General features: G+C 63.7%; 18 protein-coding genes. All 18 read left to right on the top strand.

From position 1 onward, the window contains the following. Nucleotides 1–17 precede the first annotated feature (17 nt). The 18 genes from DWZ52_RS06135 to coaBC all read left to right on the top strand — a co-directional run bounded on the left by DWZ52_RS06135 (nt 18) and on the right by coaBC (nt 17,098). Nucleotides 18–2,051 (top strand): ABC-F family ATP-binding cassette domain-containing protein, encoded by a 2,034-nt coding sequence (locus tag DWZ52_RS06135; protein WP_118385135.1) that lies wholly within the window; start codon nt 18–20, stop codon nt 2,049–2,051. Continuing rightward, on the top strand, nt 2,038–2,334 hold the full coding sequence (locus tag DWZ52_RS06130) for a hypothetical protein (RefSeq protein ID WP_118385134.1): 297 nt from the start codon (nt 2,038–2,040) through the stop codon (nt 2,332–2,334). The genes DWZ52_RS06135 and DWZ52_RS06130 overlap by 14 nt, the downstream gene beginning before the upstream one ends. Before the next feature lie 9 nt (nt 2,335–2,343). Next, nucleotides 2,344–3,027 carry a site-2 protease family protein gene (locus DWZ52_RS06125; RefSeq protein ID WP_117786832.1) on the top strand — a complete coding sequence of 228 codons (684 nt, stop codon included), beginning with the start codon at nt 2,344–2,346 and terminating at the stop codon, nt 3,025–3,027. An 84-nt stretch (nt 3,028–3,111) separates the two neighbouring features. Next, the gene (locus DWZ52_RS06120; protein WP_022095099.1) at nt 3,112–3,924 is read left to right on the top strand and encodes a ScpA family protein; all 813 of its coding nucleotides are present in this window, start codon (nt 3,112–3,114) and stop codon (nt 3,922–3,924) included. 11 nt (nt 3,925–3,935) lie between these two features. Continuing rightward, on the top strand, nt 3,936–4,664 hold the full coding sequence (gene scpB / locus DWZ52_RS06115) for an SMC-Scp complex subunit ScpB (RefSeq protein ID WP_118385133.1): 729 nt from the start codon (nt 3,936–3,938) through the stop codon (nt 4,662–4,664). After that, nucleotides 4,651–5,616, top strand: coding sequence for a pseudouridine synthase (locus DWZ52_RS06110; protein ID WP_118385132.1), 966 nt, complete (start codon nt 4,651–4,653; stop codon nt 5,614–5,616). The genes scpB and DWZ52_RS06110 overlap by 14 nt, the downstream gene beginning before the upstream one ends. 66 nt (nt 5,617–5,682) lie before the next feature. Beyond that, nucleotides 5,683–6,369 (top strand): (d)CMP kinase, encoded by a 687-nt coding sequence (gene cmk / locus DWZ52_RS06105; RefSeq protein WP_117842408.1) that lies wholly within the window; start codon nt 5,683–5,685, stop codon nt 6,367–6,369. Between the two features lie 3 nt (nt 6,370–6,372). Continuing rightward, the gene (locus tag DWZ52_RS06100) at nt 6,373–7,101 is read left to right on the top strand and encodes a lysophospholipid acyltransferase family protein (protein ID WP_117842407.1); all 729 of its coding nucleotides are present in this window, start codon (nt 6,373–6,375) and stop codon (nt 7,099–7,101) included. A 2-nt stretch (nt 7,102–7,103) separates the two neighbouring features. After that, nucleotides 7,104–8,003, top strand: a complete 900-nt coding sequence (locus DWZ52_RS06095) for a 4-hydroxy-3-methylbut-2-enyl diphosphate reductase (protein WP_118385131.1) — start codon at nt 7,104–7,106, stop codon at nt 8,001–8,003. Between the two features lie 2 nt (nt 8,004–8,005). After that, complete coding sequence (locus tag DWZ52_RS06090) at nt 8,006–9,448, top strand: DUF512 domain-containing protein (protein WP_118385130.1); 1,443 nt, start codon at nt 8,006–8,008, stop codon at nt 9,446–9,448. A gap of 10 nt (nt 9,449–9,458) precedes the next feature. Beyond that, on the top strand, nt 9,459–10,793 hold the full coding sequence (der, locus tag DWZ52_RS06085; protein ID WP_117629385.1) for a ribosome biogenesis GTPase Der: 1,335 nt from the start codon (nt 9,459–9,461) through the stop codon (nt 10,791–10,793). Then, complete coding sequence (gene plsY / locus DWZ52_RS06080) at nt 10,786–11,469, top strand: glycerol-3-phosphate 1-O-acyltransferase PlsY (protein WP_118385129.1); 684 nt, start codon at nt 10,786–10,788, stop codon at nt 11,467–11,469. Before der ends, plsY begins: the two co-directional genes overlap by 8 nt. 9 nt (nt 11,470–11,478) lie before the next feature. Then, nucleotides 11,479–12,486, top strand: coding sequence for an NAD(P)H-dependent glycerol-3-phosphate dehydrogenase (locus DWZ52_RS06075; protein ID WP_118385128.1), 1,008 nt, complete (start codon nt 11,479–11,481; stop codon nt 12,484–12,486). 18 nt (nt 12,487–12,504) lie between these two features. Then, the gene (gene rpe, locus DWZ52_RS06070; protein ID WP_117583169.1) at nt 12,505–13,176 is read left to right on the top strand and encodes a ribulose-phosphate 3-epimerase; all 672 of its coding nucleotides are present in this window, start codon (nt 12,505–12,507) and stop codon (nt 13,174–13,176) included. A 6-nt stretch (nt 13,177–13,182) separates the two neighbouring features. After that, nucleotides 13,183–14,361 carry a cysteine desulfurase family protein gene (locus DWZ52_RS06065; protein ID WP_118385127.1) on the top strand — a complete coding sequence of 393 codons (1,179 nt, stop codon included), beginning with the start codon at nt 13,183–13,185 and terminating at the stop codon, nt 14,359–14,361. Continuing rightward, nucleotides 14,358–15,167: a Nif3-like dinuclear metal center hexameric protein gene (locus tag DWZ52_RS06060; protein ID WP_118385126.1), complete on the top strand. Its 810-nt coding sequence runs from the start codon at nt 14,358–14,360 to the stop codon at nt 15,165–15,167. The genes DWZ52_RS06065 and DWZ52_RS06060 overlap by 4 nt, the downstream gene beginning before the upstream one ends. Continuing rightward, nucleotides 15,164–15,883: a zinc ribbon domain-containing protein gene (locus tag DWZ52_RS06055; protein ID WP_117648517.1), complete on the top strand. Its 720-nt coding sequence runs from the start codon at nt 15,164–15,166 to the stop codon at nt 15,881–15,883. Before DWZ52_RS06060 ends, DWZ52_RS06055 begins: the two co-directional genes overlap by 4 nt. 3 nt (nt 15,884–15,886) lie before the next feature. Next, the gene (gene coaBC / locus DWZ52_RS06050) at nt 15,887–17,098 is read left to right on the top strand and encodes a bifunctional phosphopantothenoylcysteine decarboxylase/phosphopantothenate--cysteine ligase CoaBC (protein WP_233547276.1); all 1,212 of its coding nucleotides are present in this window, start codon (nt 15,887–15,889) and stop codon (nt 17,096–17,098) included. Nucleotides 17,099–17,176 lie beyond the last annotated feature (78 nt).

The following is a 17,176-nucleotide window of genomic DNA, read 5'->3' as shown; positions in this document are numbered from 1 at the left end:
AGGTCAAAGGCGGCAGCATGATCCTCCTGGTCGACAAGATCGAAAAAAGCTTCGGCGCACGCGTCCTCTTTAGCGGCGCGTCCTTCCAGATCAACCCCGGCGAGCGCTTCGCGCTTGTGGGACCCAACGGCGCCGGCAAAACCACCATGCTCAAAATCATCATGGGCATCGACAGTCCCGACTCCGGCCAGGTCCAGTACGCCAAGGACTGCCAGGTAGGCTACCTAGAGCAGGAAACCAACCTGGAGCAAAAGGACACCACCATCCTCGCCGAGGTCATGGCCGCCGCCAAGGAAATCCGCCGCATGGGCGAGCGTGCCAACGAGCTGCAGGCCCAGATCACCGAGCTCTCCGAGCAGGGCATGGACGTCGACGCGCTCCTTAACGAGTACGGCCAGGTCCAGGACCGCTTTGAGCACCTGGGCGGCTACGAGCTCGAGAGCAACGCCCGCAAAATCCTGTCCGGCCTGGGCTTCAAAGTCACCGACTTTGAACGCCCGTGCTCCGAGTTCTCCGGCGGCTGGCAGATGCGTATTGCGCTGGCAAAGCTCTTCCTGCGCCACCCCGACCTGCTGCTGCTGGACGAGCCCACCAACCACCTGGACCTCGAAAGCGTCCAGTGGCTGCGCGGCTTTATAGCCAACTATGACGGCGCCGTCCTCATCGTCAGCCACGACCGCGCCTTCATGGACGCCTGCGTCGACCACGTCGCCGCACTCGAAAATCGTCGCGTGACCACTTACACCGGCAACTACAGCAGCTACCTCAAGCAGCGCGAGGACAACCTTGAGCAGATGCGCGCCAAGCGCGCCGCCCAGGAGCGCGACATCGCCCACATGCAGGTCTTCGTCGACAAGTTCCGCTACAAGCCCACCAAGGCAGCCCAGGCCCAGGAGCGCATCCGCAAGATCGAGCAGATCAAAAAGGAGCTTGTCATCCTACCCGAGGGCCACAAGCACATCGACTTTAAGTTCCCTGACCCACCGCGCTCCGGCGATATGGTCGTGGGCCTGGAGGGCGTCTCCAAGTCCTACGGCAACAAACACATCTACAGCGATATCGACCTCAAGCTCTACCGCGGCGAGCACGTGGCGCTCGTCGGCCCCAACGGCGCCGGCAAGTCCACGCTCATGAAGATCATCGCCGGACTGGAGCCGCCCACCACCGGCACCCGGGACCTGGGCACCAACGTAGGCGTAGCCTACTACGCCCAGCACGCACTCGAGGGCATGACCGAGTCCAATACCGTCCTGCAAGAGATTGACACCGTCACGCCCAAGTGGACCGTGCCGCAGCAGCGCAGCCTGCTGGGCGCCTTCCTGTTTAGCGACAACGACGCAATCGAAAAGCAGGTTCGCGTCCTCTCCGGCGGCGAAAAGGCGCGTCTGGCGCTCGCCAAGATGCTCGTAGCACCCGAGGCGCTCCTGTGCCTGGACGAGCCCACCAACCACCTAGACATCGACTCGGTGGACATGCTCGAGAACGCCCTGCAAAACTTCCCCGGCACCATCGTGCTGATCAGCCACGACGAGCACCTGGTGCGCGCCGTGGCCAACCGCGTCATCGATATCCGCGACGGCAAAGTCACGGTCTACGACGGCGATTACGACTACTACCTCTACAAGCGCGAGGACCTCGCAGCCCGCGCCGCCGCCGAGGCGGCAGGGGAGAGCGCGCCGGCCACGACCAAGTCCGCCAAGGCCAGCGCCGCCCAGGCCGACACCCCCGTCGCCGCCCCCAAGCCTGCCGAGGGCAAAAAGACCAAGGAGCAAAAGCGCGCCGAGGCCCAAGCCCGCGCTGCGCTCAACAAAAAGCTCAAGGGCGTGCGTAACCAGCTCAAGAAGATCGAGACGGAGCTCGACAAAAAGCGCGCCCGCTATGACGAGCTTATGGAATTGATGGCGAGCGAAGAGCTTTATGCCGATCAAGACAAGTTCAACGCCGCGCTGGGGGAATATAACGGGCTTAAGCAAGAGCTGCCCAAGCTCGAGGACGAATGGCTGGAGCTTTCCACCCAGATCGAAGAGGAGACCGCGCGTGAACTCTCGTAAGGCCGCTGCCGTGGCGATGAGCATCATCGCCATCGCCTGTCGCATCTGCGGCATCTTAATGAGCGCGATGACCGTGCTGCTGTGTTTTAGCGGCCTCACCGCCAAGCTGCAGATCGTAGGCTTTGTCGTTGAGCTTTCGCGCGCACTGCCGAGCGCCATCGCCGGCTATGGCGTCATCACGTCGCCCTTTGGCGGCGTGTTCCGCCTGGATTACGCCATCGTCGCCGTGATCCTGTTTGTGATCGACTGCCTGCTCACGCGCGCCTCGCGCCGCGTCCGCTAGGGGAGTGCCATGTCCAGCAGCTACCTCATGAACCTGCTCGCCAGCGCCGTCGCCGTCATCGTGGGCATCGTGATCCACGAGAGCGCACACGCCGCCGCGGCCTGGGCGCTCGGCGACAAGACGGCCCGTTCGCGCGGCCGCGTGTCACTCAACCCGCTTAACCATATCGACCCGTTTGGCACCATCATCCTGCCGCTGCTCATGCTCGCGGCCGGCGGCCCGGTGTTCGCCTTCGCCAAACCCGTGCCCGTCTACCTCAACAACCTCAAGCACCCCAAGCGCGACGAGGTCCTGGTGAGCGCGGCCGGCCCCGCGTCGAACATCGCACTCGCGTGCCTTGCCGCGGCACTCATGCACGTGGCGTACGGCAACCTCTACACCGGCATCTCCTTTGCCCTGGCGTCACAGATCATGAACTTCGGCGCCACGTTTATCGTGGTTAACCTGTCACTCGCATTCTTCAACCTCATCCCGATCCCGCCGCTCGATGGCTCGTCGATCATCGTGCCGTTCCTCAAAGGCAAGGCGCTCAACAATTATTACCGTCTGCAGCAATACGCTATGCCCATCCTCATCATCGTGCTGTATCTGCTGCCTATGTGGACCGGCATCGATGTGATCGGCCGCTATTTCGACGTTACCGTGTATCCGCTTGCTGAGCAGCTGCTCAACTTCGCAATCGCCGGCATCTAAGGTAAACTTACAGGTCGACCGTGCAAAACGGTCGTAATATGCACCCAAACCGCGCCGCGAAGGCGCCGTCAAAGGAGGTCGAAGATGTCGTATCGCGTGTCGACGCAGGTCTACAGCGGACCGTTCGACCTGCTGCTGCAGCTGGTAACCCGCCAAAAAGTAGATATCGGCGCTATCTCCATCAGCGAGGTGGCCGAGCAGTACCTTGCCGAGGCCGAACGCATCGAGGCGCTGGACCTGGACGTGGCGAGCGACTTTTTGCTAGTCGCGGCAACCCTTTTGGACATCAAGGCTGCCTCGCTGGTGCCGCAGGAGGCCCCGCGCAAAGTAGATGACGACGATGACGAGTTCGACGAAGACCTCGAGGAACTCAGCGCGCTCGACGGCGATGCCCTGCGCGAGGTCCTGATTCAGCGCCTGATCGCTTACAAGCAGTTTAAGGGCGCGGCTGCGGCCCTCGGTGCCCGCATGCAGGCCGAAAGCCGCATGCATCCGCGTGTGGCCGGCCCCGACCCCGAGTTCCTGGGGCTCATGCCCGACTACCTGGCCGGCATCACCCTGCGCGGCCTGGCCGTCATCTGCGCCGACCTGGACGGCAAGCGCCAGACCTTCCTGCTGGAGGCCGAGCATGTGGCGCCGCATCGCGTGCCGCTCGACCTGACCGTGGCCTCAGTCGACCGCTTTACCATGGCGCACCAGACCTGCACCTTCCGCGAGCTCTTGGACGGCGACGCCACCACCGAGCAGCTCGTCGTCACCTTCCTGGCCATGCTTGAGCTTGCCAAGCGCGGCTCGCTCACGCTGAGCCAGGACGAGATCTTCGGAACCATCTGCATCAACCGCGTCGAGGGCGCCGAGGCATACGTGCCCGGCGAGGGCCCCGAGCTCACCGAATAGGAGCCGCAACCATGTCAACCCTTTCCACGCTGGAGGCAAACAGCCTCAAAGGCGCCCTCGAGGCGCTGCTGCTGGTGTCGAGCGACCCGGTGAGTGCGCCCGCGCTCGCCGGCGCACTGGATATCGCCCCCGGCGAGTGCGCATCGCTGCTCGCCGAGCTCAAAGTTGAGTACGAGGAGGCCAACCGCGGCTTTCAGCTGCGCGAGGTCGCCGGCGGTTGGCGCCTGTTTACGCATCCCGCCTACCACGACGTGGTCGAGGCCTATGTGCTGAGCTGGGACACGCAAAAGCTGTCGCAGGCCGCGCTCGAAACACTGGCCGTCATCGCATACCACCAGCCCGTGACGCGCGAGGTGGTCAAGGGCATCCGCGGCGTCAATTCCGACGGCGTCATCGCGTCGCTCGTGGACAAAGGTCTGGTGCGCGAGCTCGGCCGCGACCCCCAGCGCGGTCAGGCCATCATCTACGGCACGACCAACGCCTTCTTGGAAAAGTTCGGTCTGCGCTCCACCCGCGACCTGCCCGACCTGGAGCAGTTTGCCCCCGACGAGCAGTCGCGTCAGTTTATCCGCGAGCGTCTGAGCGGCCGCAGCATTCAGTCCACGCTCGAGGAGCAGGCCGAGGACCTGGACGAAGAGCGCGAACTGCTCGATACCGATGTTGAAGATGTTGAGGTGGTCGAGGACTTGGAAACCCTGGTCGTCGACGAGACCTCGGAGGATATGCATGACGAGGACTAACGAAGTAGGGGAGACGCGCGCCACGGGCAACGCAGTACCCGCAACCGACGCTCAGCCCGTCTATCCGCACACCATGCGCCTGCAGCGCTTTTTGGCGCGCGCAGGCGTGGCGAGCCGCCGCGGGTCGGAGGACCTGATGACCGCCGGCCGTGTGACCGTCAACGGCCAGGTCGCGACCGAGCTGGGCACCAAGGTCGATGTCGACCGCGACCATATCGAGGTCGACGGCATGCCCATCAAGCTCAACCAGGGCGCCGTGTACTTGATGCTCTACAAGCCGACCGGCTACCTCACCACCATGAGCGACCCGCAGAAGCGTGCTTGCGTGGCCGACCTGGTCCCCCGCGACCGCTTTCCGGGGCTCTTCCCGGTGGGCCGCCTGGACCGCGACACCACGGGCCTTTTGCTCTTTACTACCGACGGCGACCTGTCGCAGGATCTGCTGCACCCCAGCAAGCACGTCTACAAGACCTACCAGGCACTCGTGGACGGGCAGCTGACCGACCGCGATCTAGACCCGCTCCGCCGTGGCATCGAGCTCGACGACGGCCTGTGCCAGCCGGCAATCTGCCGCGTCATCACCGCACGCGAGGCCGAGGCCGTAGCTCCCCAAGGCATCAAGCCCGGCACCACCGCCGTGGAGGTCATAATCCGCGAGGGTCGTAAAAACCAGGTCAAGCGCATGCTGGGCAAGATTCACCATCCGGTGATCCGCCTGCACCGCTGCAACTTTGCCGGCCTTGAGCTCGAGGACGTGGCCAAGGGCTCGTGGCGCGAGCTCACCGACCGCGAGGTGCAGATCCTCAAGGCCGGCGGCATCCCGCCCAAGCAGGCGAGCGCCAAGCGCAACGGCGGCAAGCCCCAAGATACGCCCGCCAGCCGCACGCGTCACCACGGCAGCCACGGCTCCGCACCCAAGCGCAACACCTACCGCGAGCGCTACACGGGCTAGGCAACCCGCCGTGCCCCAGCGCCCACGAACCATACCAGCACGTCAACCATCGAAAGGAAGCATTGCATGATCGTCGCCATCGACGGCCCCGCCGGTTCCGGCAAGTCCACCATCGCCAAGGAGATCGCCCGCCAGCTGGGCTTTAACAAGCTCGACACGGGCGCCATGTATCGCGCCGTCACCTTCGCCGCGCTCGACCGCGGCATCGATCTGGACGACGAGGCCGCCATCGATGCCCTCGCCGAGCAGATCGAAATCCGCTTTACCAACGGCACTGGCGAAGACACACGCCTGACCATTGATGGCCAGGATGCCTCGGCTGCCATTCGCACCCCGCAGGTCGACGCCAACGTGTCCAAGGTCTCGGCCTACCCGGGCGTGCGCGCCGCCATGCTCATCCATCAGCGCCGCGCCGCCGAGGATCGCGATATCGTGGCCGAGGGTCGCGACATCGGCACCGTCGTGTTCCCCAACGCACAGGTCAAGGTCTTTCTGACCGCCGACCCGCGCGAGCGTGCCCGCCGCCGCGTGCTGCAGCGTCACCAAAACGATGCCCAGCCGCTCACCTCCGAGCAACTCGAGGCCGAGGTCGACGAGACCCTCGACGCCCTCAAGCAGCGCGACAAGCTCGACAGCAGCCGCGAGGTCGCGCCGCTCGTGCCAGCCGAGGACGCCGTGCACGTCGACTCCACCGCCCACACCATCGACGAGGTCGTACGCATTATCGAGGGCCTCATCAACCAAAGGAGGTAGCCCATGCGCCTGTTTAAGCAGACGCCCGAGGATTACTACAACGCCCCCTATGTCGAGTTCCCGGCGCTCATCCGCGGCATCGTCGCCGTGGTCATGGGCATCCTGTGGGCCTTCTCCAAGCTCATGTGGCGTTGGAAGGTCGAGGACGCTGACCTGCTGTTTGAGCGCCAGGAAGGCCGCGGCAGCGTGGTCATCTGCAACCACACCTCGATGGCCGAGGTGCTGGCCGTGGAGACGGCGCTGTACTTTGGCGGCCGCCGCGTGCGTCCCATCTTTAAATCCGAATTCGCCAAGAGCAAGATCGTACGCTGGGCCTTTAGCCGCGTGGGCGGCATTCCTGTCGAGCGTGGCACCGCCGACATGAAGTGCCTGCGCGCCGCCCAGCATGCGCTGCAGCGCGGCGAGGACGTCCTGATCTTCCCCGAGGGCACGCGCATCCGCTCGCGCGAGATCAAGCCCGAGGTCCACGGCGGTTTTGCGCTCATCGCTCAGATGGGCAAGGCGCCCGTCAACCCGCTCGCCATCTGCGGATGGTCTGATATCACGCCCGCGGGCAAAAAGCTCATGCGTCCCAAGAAGTGCTGGATTCGTGCCGGCAAAGCCGTCTCGCTTTCCGATGCACCGGCTGGACTTAAGCGCACGGAGCGCTTGGCCTGGTTTGAGTCCGAGGCTATGAGCCGCGTATACGCCATGCGCGACGAGCTGTGCGCCGAGCATCCGGGCAGGTTCTAGCCATGAGCGAGAACGTGACGAACACCGCCGCGACTGCGTCCGACCAAGCCACCGCGCCCACCATCGAGATTGCAGCTCACGCCGGCACCTGCTACGGCGTGCAGCGCGCGCTCGACATGGCATTGGCCGCCGCGCCGCAGGCAGGGGAGAGCGCTCAGGTCCACACGCTGGGTCCGCTCATCCATAACCCCATCGTAGTACGCGAGCTCGCCGAGGCAGGCGTTGGTCTGGCCGATACCCTGGACGATGCCGCATCGGGCACCGTGATCATCCGCGCCCACGGCGTGGTGCCGCAGGTGATCGATGCTGCCCGCAAGCGCGACCTTACCGTGGTCGACGCCACCTGCCCCTACGTGAAGAAGGTCCATGTGGCGGCCGAGCGCCTGGTGCGCGAAGGCTACCGCGTGATCGTCGTGGGCGAGCCGGGCCACCCAGAGGTCGAGGGTATTCTAGGCCACGCCGGCAATGACGCGCAGGTCGTGAGCTGTGCCGCCGACGCCGATGCCCTATCGCTCAAGGGCAAGGTGGGCCTCGTTGTGCAGACCACCCAGACCGCGCAGAACCTCGCTGAGATCGTGGCCGCTATCACCCCGCGCGTGCAGGAGCTACGTGTGATCAACACCATCTGCGCCGCCACGAGTGAGCGTCAACAGGCAGCAGCCACACTTGCCAACCGCTGCGACTGCATGGTCGTGGTGGGCGGCAAGAACTCGGGCAACACCCGCCGCCTGGCGCAGATTTGCGCAGACGCCTGCGAGCGCACGTATCACATCGAGGAAGCTTCCGAGCTCCAGGCCGCGTGGTTTACCGACGCTCACCACATCGGCATCACTGCCGGAGCCTCCACCCCACAAGAACACATCGAACGCGCCGTTGCGCGCATCAAGGAGCTTTGCCGCTAATCATGGACCAGACCGTACCCGCATACGCCGCCGAGGTGGCCGATTACGGGCGCAGCCGCGACCCCGAGCCGGGTGAGGGCGCGCTCGTAAAGAACGTGCGTCCCGAATCGCCCGCGTGGGATGTGGGTATCGAGCCGGGCATGCGCGTGCTCACGGTCAACGGCCAGGCGCTCACCGACATGATCGTGTGGCTCTGGGAGGCCGACGATGATACCGTCGACCTCGAGGTTTTCGACCCACGCGACAACACCGTCACCTCCGTCGAGCTCGACCGCTTCCCGGGAGAGGACTGGGGGCTGGAGTTCGACGGCCCCATCTTTGACGGCATGCGCACCTGCGTGAACGCCTGCGTGTTCTGCTTTATGACCATGCTGCCCAAGGGCGGCCGTTCCACGCTCTACATTCGCGACGACGACTATCGCCTAAGCTTTTTACAGGGCAACTTTGTCACGCTCACGAACCTCACCGACAAAGATGTTCAAAACGTCATCCAACGCAACATGAGCCCCATGAACGTGTCGGTCCATGCCGTAAGCCCCGACGTCCGCCGCCGCATGATGGGCCGCAACGCCCAGCGCGGCATGGACGTACTCGAAGCCATCATGGCCGCCGGCATTGAGATTCATGCGCAGATTGTGCTGTGCCCCGGCATGAACGACGGCGAGGAGCTGGAAAAGACTCTGCGCTTTTGCGAGGAGCACGAGCAAATCACAAGTCTGGGCATTGTGCCGCTCGGTTTTACCAAGCATCAAAACCGTTTTAGCTGGTCCTACAGCGACAAGCCCGAGCTAGCGCGCGAGACCATTACCATGATCCGTCCCTACCAGGACCGCGCCTATGAGCGCTTTGGCCGCCACACCTTCCAGATGAGCGACGAGTTCTATCTGGACGCCGGCATCGATCCTCCCGAGGCGGACTTTTACGACGGTTACCCGCAGTACTACGACGGCATTGGCATGATCCGCTCGTATCTGGACGAGACCGACGACGTGCTTGCTGCCGACGCCGAGCGTCTGGCCCGCGTCCGCGAGGCCATCGCCGCCCGCAGCCAGCACCTGCTGTGCCTCTCGGGCGCCAGCGCACGCGACACGGTGGCCCGCTTTGTGGAGTCGCCCAAGGGACTCGCCGGCACTGTCACGGCCATCCAGAACCACTACTTTGGCGGCAACGTGGACGTGACCGGCCTCATCGTCGCCTGCGATATCTTGGAGCAGCTGCCGCAGGACCTCTCGGGGGTTATGCTCTTTGTGCCTAAGCTCATGTTCAACGCTGACGGCATGACGCTTGACGAGTATCATCGTGACGATTTACTCGCAAGCCTTACCAGTCGCGGTGCCGAGGTTCATGTGGTGTCGACCATGCCGCATGAGCTGCTCGATACCCTGGAGCATATCCTTGGCATTGTGCCTGCCGACTCTAACACTTCCACTGAACCTACCCATTAAAGGAGAGCAGATGAAACCTATCGTCGCCGTCGTCGGACGCCCCAACGTGGGCAAGTCCACGCTCGTTAACCGCCTGGCCCAGACCTCGGACGCCATCGTCCACGAGTCCCGCGGCGTCACGCGCGACCGCTCGTATCACACGGCCGATTGGAACGGCCGCGAGTTCACCATCGTCGACACGGGCGGTATCGAGCCGCTCAAGAGCGACGACGTCTTTGCCACGTCCATCCGCGACCAGGCCCTCGCCGCCGCCGAGGAAGCCGCCGTCATCCTGTTTGTGGTCGACGGCCGCACCGGTGTCACCGAGGAGGACGAGTCGGTCGCCCGCATGCTCAAGCGCTGCGACAAGCCGGTCTTTCTGCTGGTGAACAAGCTCGACAACCCCGATCGCGAGAACGACAGCATCTGGGAGTTCTATTCGCTCGGTATCGGCGAGCCCACGCCGCTCTCGGCGCTGCACGGCCACGGCACCGGTGACCTGCTCGACGACATCGTGGCCCTGCTTCCTGAGGAAGAGGACGAAGTCGCCGACGAGTTCCCCGATGCGCTGAACGTGGCCATCATCGGCCGCCCCAACGCCGGTAAGTCCTCGCTGTTCAACCGCATCCTAGGTGCCGACCGCTCCATCGTCTCGAACATCGCCGGCACCACGCGCGACGCCATCGACACGGTCGTCGAGCGCAACGGCAAGCACTACCGCATGGTCGATACCGCGGGCATCCGTAAGAAAAGCACCGTGTACGAAAACATCGAGTACTACTCCATGGTCCGCGGCCTGCGCGCCATCGACCGCGCCGACGTGGCGTTGCTCGTCGTCGACGCCTCCGTGGGCGTCACCGAGCAGGACCAGAAGGTCATGGGCTTGGCCATCGAGCGTGGCTGCGCCATCGTGGTGCTGCTCAACAAGTGGGACCTGCTCGACGACGACCGCAAGCGCGAGGCCTGCATGGAGACCGTCGACCGCCGTCTGGGCGTCATGGCTCCCTGGGCCCAGTACCTGCGCATCTCTGCCCTCACCGGTCGCAGCGTCGAGAAGATCTGGGCCATGGTCGACGCCGCCGAGAAGACGCGTTCGCAAAAGATCACCACCTCGCGACTCAACACGTTCCTCACCGACCTGCGCGAGTTTGGCCACACCGTGGTTGACGGCAAGCGCCGCCTGCGCATGCACTACGTGACCCAGACGGGCGTCAACCCGCCGACGTTCACGTTCTTCGTCAACCACAGCGACCTGGTCAACGACACCTACCAGCGCTATGTGGAGAACCGCATGCGCTCGACCTTCGACTTTGCCGGCACGCCCATCCGACTCTTCTTTAGGAAGAAGGAGCAAAAGGATGCTTAATCCGATTCTGCTGACCGCCATCTGCGCCGTGGTCTCGTTCTTTATCGGAGCGATTCCGTTTGGCCTGATCCTGGGCCGCGTGTTTAATCACACCGACATTCGCAAGGCGGGCTCCGGCAACATCGGCACCACCAATGCGCTGCGCGTGGCCGGCCCCAAGGTCGCGGCACTCACGCTGCTGCTCGACTGCCTGAAGGGCGCCATCTGTGTCCTCATCGCCCGCCCGCTCATCGCCGATCTGGGCTATGGTTTTCCGCCGAACATCATGGCGCCTGGAGCCCCCGGCGATTGGATGCTCGGCGTCATCTGCCTGGCGGCCGTATGGGGCCACATCTTCTCGCCGTACCTCAACTTCCACGGCGGCAAGGGCATCGCGGTCGGTCTGGGCGTTATCCTTGCCTGGTACTGGCCCATTGGCCTGTCGCTGCTGGGCATGTTTATCGTAGCCGTCGCCATTACCAAGTACGTGTCGGTGGGCTCGCTTGCCGCCGCCGTCGGTCTTCCCATCGCCGCTTGTACGGTCTTTCCGTACAGCAGCCTAGGTCTCAAGTTTTGCATGGCGATGATCGGCATCACCGTAGTGTGGGCCCATCGCGCGAACATCAAAAAGCTCATGACGGGTAAGGAGTCCAAGCTCTCGTTTACCAAGCGCGTCACCGAGCCCGACGATAAGTAGGAGAGAGTCATGAATGTTGCGCTGATTGGCTCTGGCTCCTGGGGAACTGCCGTCGCCGGCCTTGCCGCCGCGCGAGCCGAGCGCGTGACCATGTGGGCCCATAGTGAGCAGACGGCCGCCGGCATCAATGCCGAGCATCGCAATCCCCGGTATCTGGTGGACTACGAGCTGCCCGACAACGTTGTCGCCGCCACGGACCTGTCGCAGGCGCTTGACGGCGCCGAGGCCATCATCTTTGCCGTGCCCTCCACGCACCTGCGCAGCGTATGCCATCAGGCAGCACCCTTCATCGCCGCCGACACCCCGGCACTCTGCCTCACCAAGGGTATTGAGCCCGAATCCGGCCTGCTCATGAGCGAGGTCATCGCCAGTGAGATCGGCAACGAGTCGCGTGTCGCGGCGCTCTCGGGCCCCAACCATGCCGAGGAGATCTGCCGCGGCGGGCTTTCTGCCGCCGTCATCGCCAGCAAAGATACGCAGGTAGGGGAGACGTTTAAGGAGCTGCTCCTGTCAACTGCCTTCCGCATCTACCTGTCGCAGGACATGACGGGTGTCGAGGTCTGCGGCGCCATGAAAAATGTCATCGCCATCGTGTGCGGCATCTCCGCCGGCTCGGGCGCGGGCGACAATACGCTTGCCCTCATCATGACGCGCGGCCTGGCCGAGATCAGCCGTCTGGTGCACGCCCGCGGCGGTCAAGCTATGACCTGCATGGGACTTGCCGGCATGGGCGACCTCATTGCCACCTGCACCTCGGAGCATTCGCGCAACCGCACCTTTGGCTACGAGTTTGCCCACGGTGTGTCGCTCGACGAGTATCAGGAGCGCACGCATATGGTGGTTGAGGGCGCCGTCGCGGCCCGCAGCGTCAGCGAACTTGCCCGTTCACTGGGCGTAGACATTCCGCTCACCTTTGCCGTGGAGCAAACGCTCTACAACGGTGTCACCTTGGATAGGGCGCTCGAGATTCTTACCGAGCGCGTCCCCTCTCAAGAGTTCTACGGACTCACCGACTAGCGCAGAAAGGCTACTACCATGGGTTCCATTAAAATCGCTCCGTCCGTCCTCTCGGCCGACATGGCCAACCTCAAGGGCGAACTCGACAAGATCGCCGGCGCCGACTACGTGCACTTCGACGTCATGGACGGCCACTTTACCGGCAACCTCACCTTTGGCGTTGACATCCTCAAGGCCGTCAAGCGCTCCACCAATGTACCGGTCGACGCGCACCTCATGGTGTCGAACCCCGACGAGACGGTCGATTGGTACGCAGACGCCGGCGCCGATATGATCACCGTACACTACGAGGCCTCCACGCACCTGCACCGCACGCTCACCCATCTGCAGCAGCGCGGCGTTAAGGCCGGCGTGGTGCTCAACCCCGCCACCCCCGTGTGCGTGCTCGAGAGCATCATCGACGTCGTCGATATGGTGCTGCTCATGAGCGTGAACCCGGGCTTTGGCGGTCAGAGCTTTATCCCGGGCACCATCGCTAAGCTCCACGAGCTCAGGGCCATGTGCGAGCGTCACGGCGTTTCGCCTCTCATCGAGGTCGACGGTGGCATTTCTTCCAAGAACATTGTCGAGGTCGTCAAGGCCGGCGCCAACGTGCTCGTGGCCGGTTCTGCCGTATTTAAGTCCGAAGATCCCGCTGCCGAGGTTGCGCTGCTGCAGAAGCTGGGCAACGAGGCCGCACAGGAGGCATAAACCCTTATGACCGCAGGTCAAAACCGCATACCCGTGAATCTTGACTATGCCGCCTCGACGCCCATGCGCGCCGAGGCGCTCCTTGCGCAGCGCGAGTACGACGACAGCGAGCTTGCCGGCGTCAACCCCAACTCGCTGCATTCGCTTGGCCGCAAGGCCGCTGCGCGTCTGGAGGCCGCACGTCGCGAGATCGCCCGCAGCTTTGGCGCACGCGTCCGCCCGTCCGAGATTGTACTGGCCAACGGCGGCACCGAGGCCAACCAGCTGGCGCTCCTCGGTCTTGCCGAGGGCGCTCGGCAGCGCGACCGCAAGCGCGATCGTGTCATCGTTTCGGCCATCGAGCACGATTCGATTCTGGACAATCTGCCGCTGCTGCGTGCTGCCGGCTTTACCGTCGACCTGGTGCAGCCCTGCCGCGCGGGCTACATAGAGCCCGCTGCGCTGAGCGACTTGTTGGGCGACGACGTAGCGCTCGTGAGCATTATGGTCGCCAACAACGAGACCGGTGTGGTGCAACCCATCCGCGAGCTTGCCGCCGCCGCGCACGCCACGGGTGCCCTGTTCCACACCGATGCCATACAGGGGTATCTGCATATTCCGCTCGATGTGCACGAGTTGGGCGTTGACGCCATGACCGTTGCCGCGCACAAGATTGGCGGCCCCGTGGCATCCGGCGCGCTCTACGTTAAGACCCGCACGCCGTTGCGCCCCCGCATCTTTGGCGGCGGGCAGGAAGCCGGTCGTCGCGCCGGCACGCAGGACCTGCGCACGCAGCTGGCTTTTGCCGCTGCCGCTTCCGCGCTGTTGCCGAATGTTGCCCAGGAGCGCTCAACGCTGCAGGCCTTATCCGACAAGCTCTACGCCACGCTTACGGCCCACCCGCGCATTCACGCCACGATGGGCGACTACGCGCAGGCCGATCGTCTGCCGGGTATGGTTTCAATCTACGTCGAAGGCATGGACTCCGAGGAGCTCATCATTAAGCTCGACGCCGCCGGCTTTGAGGTTTCGGCCGGATCAGCTTGCTCGAGCGGCAACATGGACCCGAGCCACGTGCTCAGCGCCATGGGCATCGGTCGCGAGCAGGCGCTGGGCGCACTGCGCATCTCGTTTGATGACCGCGTGAATCCTGTCGACCTGGATGAGTTCGCCCAGACGCTGCTCTCGATCGTAGGTGCCGCATGATCCTATCCGAGCTTGAACGTGCGCTGCTGGCGCGCTACCCCAAAGCGGACGCCGAAGGCTGGGATCATGTAGGGCTATCTGTGGGAGATCCCGCTGCCGAGATCACCAGTGTTGCCTGCGCACTCGACGCGACCGAGGATAACGTGCACCGCGCTCTCGAGGCCGGCGCCAACGTGCTGCTGACGCATCATCCCATCTATATCAAGGCTCCCGAGGCGTTTTGCCCGGCGGATGTATCGCGTCCCCAATGCAGCGCTGCGTTGTACGAGGCAGCTCGTTGCGGCGTGAGCATCATCTCGCTTCACACCAACCTGGACCGATCGCACGAAGCGCGCGTTCGCCTGAGTGAGTTGTTGGGCGCTGAGCCCATGAGCTCGCTGGAGCACGTGGACGACCCCGAGGCCACCGGCCTGGGCGCGCTTGCGACGCTCAACGACCCGTGCACGCTGCGCGATCTTGCCGCCCGTGCTGCTACGGCCTTCGGCAGCGACCCGCGTGTGTGGGGCGAAGCCGAGCACGCATGCCGTACCGTCGCTATTTTGGGCGGCTCCCTGGGAGACTTTGGAGAGCTCGCCATCGCCGCGGGCGCAGATGTCATCGTAACCGGCGAGGCGGGCTACCACGTGGCGCAAGACCTTGCCTTGCGCGGGCTGCCGGTGATCTTGCTCGGCCACGACCGCTCCGAAGAGCCGTTCGTTGATATATTGATGAACTCTGCAGTTGACGCCGGGGTCGACCCCCGTCATGCGATTAAAATACTGAACCCTTGCCAATGGTGGACTGTGACAAAAGGAGAGAACTTATGAGCGCCGGCGCTACGCTACTCAAGCTGCAACAGATCGATTTGGAGCTCGCCCGCAACAAGAGCGAACTTGCCAATATGCCGGAGCTCAAGGAGCTCGCTTCCAAGCGCAAGACCTATGTGAAGCTCAAGTCCGAGATGACCAAGCTCTACGCCCAGCGCAAGGATCTGGATATTGAGCTCGACGATCTCAACACCACCGAGATTCAGACCAACAACGCCATCGAGGCCGCCAAGAAGCGCCACGTGGACGGCTCCGACTACCGCGAGGTTCAGGACCTGGAGAACGAGCTCGCCACCCTGGCCAAGCGCTTGGACAAGATCGAGCACACCCGCAAGGACGTCGTCGTCGCCCATAAGGAAGCGCTTGACCGAGAGGCTCGCGCGCAGGCCATCATCGCCAAGTTCGAGGAGGGCGTGAAGGCCGATACCAAGGCTGCCCGCGCCAAGGCTGCCAATCTGCAGGCTCAGATCGATGCCGCCACCAAGGAGCGCACCGCGCTTGCCGCCACGCTGCCGACCGACGTGCTCACCGATTACGAACGTCTGCTCAAGCAGTTCCGCGGCCTGGCCGTCGAGACCATCAAGGGCAACATCCCCACGGTCTGCCACACCGCGCTGCAGGCATCGTCCATGAGCGACCTCAACCACGACGGTAGCGAGATTACGCACTGCCCGTACTGCCACCGCCTGCTGGTGCTCCCGAGCAAGGAAGCTTAAACGATGGCGGCACCCAACAATTCAATGCAACTTGAGGGAAAAACGATCCTGCTGGGCATTACCGGCGGGATCGCCGCCTATAAGTCGTGCAATATCGTGCGCCTGCTCCAAAAGCGCGGCGCGCACGTCAAGGTCGTCATGAGCGAGCATGCCACTGAGTTTGTGGGGCCGCTCACCTTCCGCGCGCTCACCAATGAGCCGGTCGCGGTTGGGCTATTCGACGACCCGTCTGACCCCATCCACCATATCTCGCTGGCGCAGGAGCCCGACTTGGTGGTCGTGGCGCCCGCGACGGCCAATATCATCGCCAAGATGGCCAACGGCATCGCCGATGACCTCATCTCCACAACGTTGCTTGCGACACCGCGGCCCGTCGTTATCGCGCCGGCCATGAACAATGGCATGTGGAAGGCGTCGGCCACGCAGGCCAATATGGCCACGCTGTGCGAGCGCGGCGTCCACGTGGTGGGACCCGGCAGTGGCTACCTTGCCTGCGGCGACGTGGACACGGGGCGCATGAGCGAACCCGAGGACATCGTCGAGGCCGTCTGCGAGGTGCTCAATCCCGTGCAACAAGACCTGGCGGGCAAGCGCATCGTCATTACCGCCGGCCCCACGCATGAGCCGATTGACCCCGTGCGCTTCATTGGCAACCGTTCTTCGGGCAAGATGGGTATCGCCCTGGCGGGGGAGGCCGCACGTCGCGGTGCCGCCGTCACGCTCGTGCTGGGACCGACATCGCTCGACGTTCCCCACGGCGTGGAGTGCGTGCGCGTGCAGACCGCCGCTGAAATGCTGAAGGCAGCGCTCAGCGCCTTTCAGACGGCCGATGTGGCAATTTGTGCGGCCGCCGTCGCCGACTATACCCCCGCCACCCCTGCGGACCATAAGCTCAAAAAGTCTAACGAACGCTTGGATCGCATCGAGCTCGTCGAGACGGTCGATATCTTGGCCGAGCTCTCGCGCCAAAAGGGCGATCGATGCGTGATCGGATTTGCGGCCGAGACCGATAACGTTGTCGAGTACGCCGAGCGCAAATTGACCCGCAAGGGCTGCGATGTAATTATCGCCAACGATGTCTCGCGCGCCGATTCGGGCTTTGGAACCGATACCAACAAGGCCTGGATCGTGAGCAAAGCGGTTACGCAAGAACTTCCCGTGCTAACAAAACCCCAGCTCGCAGATACAATTTTGGACTTGCTTCAAAATTTATAAAAAAGTTCTTGCACAAGTCTAAAGTTTCGGGTTAATATACTCCCTGTTGCGAGCGAGAGCAGAGCAACAAACAAAAGC

This window comes from Collinsella sp. AF33-16, assembly GCF_003475325.1.
Taxonomy (GTDB): Bacteria; Actinomycetota; Coriobacteriia; order Coriobacteriales; family Coriobacteriaceae; genus Collinsella.
Note: the sequence above shows the minus strand (reverse complement) of the source record. Positions and strands in the feature narration are given on the sequence as shown.